Source organism: Bradyrhizobium sp. CCBAU 25360, assembly GCF_028128695.1.
GTDB classification, from domain to species: domain Bacteria; phylum Pseudomonadota; class Alphaproteobacteria; order Rhizobiales; family Xanthobacteraceae; genus Bradyrhizobium; species Bradyrhizobium ottawaense.
Genome location: NZ_LBJA01000025.1, coordinates 25,419 through 31,467 on the forward strand (window position 1 = coordinate 25,419; position 6,049 = coordinate 31,467).

Consider the following 6,049-nt stretch of genomic DNA (forward strand, 5'->3'; position numbering starts at 1 on the left):
CCTCGGATTCCCAGCGAGGACGTGCGCGGACGGAGAAGTCGTGTGGTCCCGACGCCCGGGGTCTGTGCGTCAAGTCTTGCGGTGATGTGGCGGCCGACCGGCGCGCGCATCGATCATCCGCAAGGCGACGGGGGCAATAGTGCAACGCTCCCCGAGGAGAGCACGAAGGACACCGTTAAAACCATTCGCGCAGGGAAGGCCGGGCGACCGGCAACACCTGTGATCCGCCCCGTGTGCATTTCTGTCGCGCACGGATCTCGGGTGCCAGCCGGCGCCCGGCCTTCCCTGCGCCCTTGTCATTTTCGAGGGCGTGCGAGAAGCAAGACTCGGACGAGACGCGCCGCGAGAATGCGAACGTGCGCCTGCTGTTGGAAATGACCATTGACGTGACGGTGGCCTGACCTCACCCGCGGTGTCGTCGCCGGCTTGACCGGGCGACCCAGTATCTCAGAGGCAATCGTGACGGATAAAAGACGCCGCGGCGTACTGGATGCCCCGGTCAAGCCGAGGCATGACACCGGTGTTGTGACGCCCTGCGCCTCCCTCAATTCCGCTACCGCATCATCATCCGCGCGATCGCTTCGCCGATCACCACCGTGGTGAAATGCGTGTTGGCGCGGCAGTCGGACGGCATGATCGAGGCGTCGGCGACGCGCAAGCTCGCGACGCCTTTCACGGTGCCATCAGGATTGACCACGCCGTCGGCATCCCCGGCGCCGCTCATGCGGCAGCTGCCGGCGGCGTGCTGGATGTCGCCGGTCTCACGGCGCAGCACCGCATCGAGTTCGTGATCCGGCAGGGCAGCTGCCTGCGGCAGCGTCAGATCGGTGTCGGCGAGCCGGATCCAGTCCGCGATGCCTGAGAGCGCCGACTGCGACGTGATCACGGCGAGCCGTCTCACCGCATCCATCATGCGCAACATGTCGCGGGGATCGGCCAGCATGTTCTCCTCGACCACGGGATCGATCGCGGGGTCGGTCGAGGCCAGCTTCAGCGTGCCGCGCGAATAGGCGTTGAACAGGCCCGCACCGATCGACCCGGGATTGCCGATGCCGCGATGATTGAAGGCGATCAGGATCATGTCGCGCTTGCCGCCCTCGGCGAGACCCGAGGAATAGGTCACGCAGCAATTGGTGTGACGGGTGTCGGGGTCGGTGGGACGCAGCTCCTCGCGAAGCTGAATCGTGGTGCGAAACAGCGGGTGATCGAAGTAGTGGCGGCCGACCGGCAGGTCGCGCGCGACGCCAATTCCCATCGCCTTCAATTCCTCGGCCGGGCCGACGCCCGAGCGCAACAGGATCGCCGGACTGTGGATGGCGCCGGCGCACAGCACGATCTGCCGCGCGATGATCTCGTGGGTGCCCTGCCCTTCGACATGAACACGGACTCCGGTTGCCCTTCCGTCGCTGATCAGGACGCGATCGACCAGCGCATGGCCGCGGATCTCCAGATTGGCGCGCCCGCGCGCCGGCTCGAGATAACCTTCATTGGTGCTGATGCGGCGGCTGTTGCGGCTGTTGATGGGATAGCAGGCAACGCCCTCGCCATCGGGGCCGTTGAGGTCGGCGCACCAGGGATAGCCGCTCGCCAGCGCCGCATCGCGCAAGCCGCGATCGATCGGTCCCCAAGTCTCCGGCGGCGCGCGATAGACCGGCAGCGGCCCGCCGCGGCCGTGGCCCTCGGCATCGCCGAACTCCAGATCGTCCTCGATCACGGAGAATAGCGGCATCACCTCCCTGGCCGACCAGCCGGTGCAGCCATTGTTGGCCCATTCGTCGAACGCATCGGCAACGCCGCGGATCGCGATCTGGCCGTTCATCATCGAGGAGCCGCCGAGCCCCTTGCCGCGCCAGTAGAAGCGCGCCTCCTGCCCGGCAACGCGGCGCGACAACAGATCAGGCCACTGCCATTTCTCCTGGTACTCGCGCTTGTGGATGATCGGGATCGGATTCGGCGTCCGCACCTCCCAGGGCGCCTCATCGGCGCGCCAGTCGCGGCCGGCCTCAAGCAGCAGCACGCGCTGCGCAGGATCCTCGGACAGCCGTGCCGCAACAGCCGCGCCAGCGGAGCCGCCGCCGACAACAATGACATCGTACATCGCGTTAGGTCTCAACTGAGAATACCGGGATGGCTGATGATATCAGCAGGATGGCATTTGGACAGTGGCGCTTTCGCCGCGCGTCATTGCGAGGAGCGAAGCGACGAAGCAATCCAGACTGCCGCCGCGGAGAGATTCTGGATTGCACCCGCCTTCGCCAAAGGCTTCGGCGGACAAGTCGCTTCGCTCGCAATGGCGAAGGGGAGACAGATGTGTACCACACATTGACGAGTGCCCCGGACGCAGCGCAGCGCCACTTCGGCGGTGCGTTGCAGAGCCGGGGCCCATGTCTCAGAGCAATCCGTGCAGCATGGGTCCCGGCTCTGCGCAGCAACGCCAAGAGCGTTGCAGCGCGTCCGGGACGCGAGCCCGCCCTACCCGATCCCCCGGCCGAACTTGTTCGACTTCGGGAAACCCTTCGGCGGCAGGCGGCCGGCGTCGGCGCGGGTGCCCTGCCACTCCGCCAGCTCCTTCATGGTCGCGGAGAACTCGCGGCCCGCGGAGTCCTTCCAGGTCAGGCCCGCCTTGGCCTCGAACACGGCAACGTCGGAGAGATCGCCGTCCTTGTACTTCTGCAGCCGCACGCCGCGGCCGCGCGCCATCTCCGGCACCTGGTCGAGCGGGAAGATCAGCATCTTGCGGTTCTCGCCGATGACCGCGACGGTGTCGCCCAGCACTTCGGTAACCACGCGCGCCTCGTTCGGCATGTCGACGTTGAGGACCTGCTTGCCCTTCTTGGTGGTGCCGACGCAATCGTCCTCGTTGACGACAAAGCCCTGGCCCTCACTGCTCGCGACCAGGAATTTGCGTCCGCCCTTGTTGACGAACAGCGCGACGGGCGCCGCCTCCTGCTCGAGGTCGATGAACAGGCGGATCGGTTCGCCGTGGCCACGGCCGCCTGGCAGCTTCGCGACATCGAGCGAGTAGAACTTGCCGTTGGTGGCGAACAGCAGCAGCTTCGAGGTCGTCTCGGCGAAAAACGCGAAGCCGAGCTTGTCGTCCTGCTTGAAGGCGAGCCCCGAGAGATCCTCGACATGGCCCTTCATGGTGCGGATCCAACCCTTGTCGGAGACCACGACCGTCACCGGCTCGCGTTCGACGAGGGCCTCCTCCATCGCGGCCAGATCGTGCTCGGGCGCGTCGGCAAAAGTGGTGCGGCGCTTGCCGAGCGGCGTCTTCGGTCCGAACATGTCGCGGACCTTGCCGACCTGCTCGCCGACCTTCTTCCACTGCTCGGCTTCCGAGGCCAGCACCGCGTTGATGCCCTTGAGTTCGGCACGGAGGTTCTTGTCCTCGGTGCGGATCTCCATCTCCTCGAGCTTGCGCAAGGAGCGCAGGCGCATGTTGAGGATGGCTTCGGCCTGCACTTCGGTGAGCTTGAACTCCTTCATCAAGGCCGGCTTCGGCTCATCCTCGGTGCGGATGATCTTGATGACCTTGTCGATGTTCAGATAGGCGATCAGGAGGCCGCCGAGGACTTCCAGCCGGTGCTCGATCTGGGCCTTGCGGTAGTTGCTGCGGCGGATCAGGACGTCGCGCAGATGGTCGAGCCATTCGCGCAGGCACTCCGCAAGACCCACCACCTTGGGCACGCGGCCCTTGATCAGCACGTTGAGGTTCAGCGGAATCTTGTTTTCGAGCTCGGTGAGGCGGAACAGCGATTCCATCATCAGCGCGGGATCGACGTTCTTCGATTTCGGCTCGATGACGATGCGGACGTCTTCGGCCGATTCGTCCCTGATGTCGCCGACCAGCGGAAGCTTCTTCTGGTCGAGCAGCTCGGCGACCTTCTCGATCAGCCGCGACTTCTGCACCAGGAAGGGAATCTCGGTGACGACGACGACCCAGGCGCCTCGCGCGCCCTCCTCCTGCTCCCACCGCGCGCGAACGCGGAACGAGCCGCGGCCGGTGGTGTAGGCTTCGGCGATGGCCTGCTTGGAATCGACGCAGATGCCGCCGGTCGGGAAATCGGGCCCCTTGACCCACCGCATCAGCGCCTTGGACTTGGCGTCCGGCTTCTCGATCAGATGCAGCGCGGCTTCGCAAAGCTCGGCCGCGTTGTGCGGCGGGATCGAGGTCGCCATGCCGACCGCGATTCCCTGCGCGCCGTTGGCGAGCAGGTTCGGGAAGCCGCCGGGCAGCACGACCGGCTCCTTCGACTGGCCGTCGTAATTGGCGCGGAACTCGACGCCATCCTCGTCGATGCCGTCGAGCAGAAGCCGCGCGACGTCGGTCATGCGCGCTTCGGTGTAGCGGTAGGCGGCGGGATTATCGCCGTCGATATTGCCGAAATTGCCCTGGCCGTCGACCAGCGGATAGCGCGAGGAGAAGTCCTGCGCGAGGCGCACCATGGCGTCGTAGATCGCCTGGTCGCCATGCGGATGGAACGAGCCCATCACGTCGCCGACGATTTTTGCGGATTTCTTGAAGGCCGTGCCGGGGTCGAGCCTGAGCAGGCGCATGCCGTAGAGGATACGACGGTGAACCGGCTTCAGGCCGTCGCGCGCGTCGGGCAGCGCGCGGTGCATGATGGTGGAGAGCGCATAGGCGAGATAACGCTCCTCGAGCGCTTCACGCAGCGGCACCTCGTGAATTTCGGCCGGTTCTTCCGGCGGAACGATTCGTTTTCCCATGCCGCCCGGTTAAACCGTGGAAGCGAATCGGGCAAGGATGGATTGGTTCCCTGTGGGCGGCTAATGCCCGGCCCAGCCGGCTGTCACGGTCTGGGTCTGGGTCCCACCAGGCGTTTGGGCCGGCGCCGGCACATTGGTCAGGCACCGCCGGGCGGCCTCGATTTCAGCCTCCGTCGCTCCCTTCGACCGCGCCCATGTCTCTGCGGCCGCAGCAGAATATTTCGCCACATAGTACCGGACGACCGTACAGGACGCCCGGCGAAACACGCCGGGTTGCGGCTCGCCGGCCATTGCATCAGGCGCAAACGCAAGCAGCGCCGCGGACAAGGCGAATCCTCTGATCAACATTTAGGCTGTCCCCGCTATGGAACCTGAGGAAGCGAACTCAACCAGCCCTACTTCGTTCCCCGGAACGCCATGCCCGGAGGCAAAGCAGAGTCCCGCTCGGCTCATGGCGCGGGAATTGCCGCCTTCGCCTGCTGCCGGATCAAGGCGTTGATGAAGCCCGCGCGCGCGTCGGAATGGCCCAGTCCACGCGGCTCCAGCACATGGCGGAGCAGGAACAGGCCGGTGAGCCGAAAGCCGTCCTGGAGATCCTGCTCGGTGAGGTCGCTTGCGGTCTCGCCCTGGCGCAGAAACGGCGGCAGGCGCAACAAGCGGTCGCGCCACGGCTCGCCCGCGCCGCGCGACACCGCGCCGCCGGATTTCGGCGAGACATAGATCAGGTCCGTGGTCTCGCCTGTGACCGCACAGTTTTCCAGGGCCAGCCCGAAGCCGAGCTCGGCGAGCATCGCCAGCTCGAAATGGATGAGGTGCACGGCCGCACCACCGATATCCTCGAAATCGTCGAGCGAATGTTCGAGCAGCGCAAAGATCTCCTCATGCGGATCGCGCTCCGGCAGGAGGCGCGCAATCGAGGCGAGATGGGTGACGCCGTAGACGCCATGGGATGATCCGAGCAACGTGGCCGCACGCAGCTTCAATCCCTCGATGGCATAGGTGCCGAGATGCTCGTCGAGCCGAGCCCGCCACACCGCGCTGACGCTGTTCCCCGGCTGCAGCAAGGGCCGCATCCGCGAGCCGGCGCCGCCGCGGACGAGGCCGAGATGACGACCGTGCCCGCGGGTCAGGAGCTCGACGATGGCGCTGGATTCGCCATGCCGCCGCACGCCCAGCACGATGCCTTCGTCGGTCCATTCCATGGGAGGAATCTTACCGCATTTCGAGCTGTCGTAGGGTGGGCAAAGCGAAGCGTGCCCACCAATTTGATCCACCCGATGCAAATTGATTGTGGTGGGCACGGCGCGCAAGGGCGCGC

General features: G+C 65.9%; 4 protein-coding genes. All 4 read right to left on the reverse strand.

The annotated features are described in order from the left end of the window. Nucleotides 1–553: 553 nt before the first annotated feature. Nucleotides 554–2,098, reverse strand: coding sequence for a GMC family oxidoreductase (locus tag XH81_RS05245; RefSeq protein WP_271596066.1), 1,545 nt, complete (start codon nucleotides 2,096–2,098; stop codon nucleotides 554–556). A gap of 374 nt (nucleotides 2,099–2,472) precedes the next feature. Further along, nucleotides 2,473–4,731 (reverse strand): DNA topoisomerase IV subunit A, encoded by a 2,259-nt coding sequence (gene parC, locus XH81_RS05250; protein WP_028144255.1) that lies wholly within the window; start codon nucleotides 4,729–4,731, stop codon nucleotides 2,473–2,475. A 60-nt stretch (nucleotides 4,732–4,791) separates the two neighbouring features. Continuing rightward, nucleotides 4,792–5,079 (reverse strand): hypothetical protein, encoded by a 288-nt coding sequence (locus XH81_RS05255; protein ID WP_028144254.1) that lies wholly within the window; start codon nucleotides 5,077–5,079, stop codon nucleotides 4,792–4,794. Nucleotides 5,080–5,180: 101 nt separating this feature from the next. Next, a complete protein-coding gene (recO, locus tag XH81_RS05260; protein ID WP_028144253.1) occupies nucleotides 5,181–5,933 on the reverse strand; it encodes a DNA repair protein RecO in 753 nt (250 codons plus the stop codon). Nucleotides 5,934–6,049 lie beyond the last annotated feature (116 nt).

What these genes read in the sequence shown, in the direction of transcription:
- XH81_RS05245 (WP_271596066.1), bottom strand. Translation starts at nt 2,098, where the DNA reads ATGTACGATGTCATTGTTGTCGGCGGCGGCTCCGCTGGCGCGGCTGTT.
- parC (WP_028144255.1), bottom strand. Translation starts at nt 4,731, where the DNA reads ATGGGAAAACGAATCGTTCCGCCGGAAGAACCGGCCGAAATTCACGAG.
- XH81_RS05255 (WP_028144254.1), bottom strand. Translation starts at nt 5,079, where the DNA reads ATGTTGATCAGAGGATTCGCCTTGTCCGCGGCGCTGCTTGCGTTTGCG.
- recO (WP_028144253.1), bottom strand. Translation starts at nt 5,933, where the DNA reads ATGGAATGGACCGACGAAGGCATCGTGCTGGGCGTGCGGCGGCATGGC.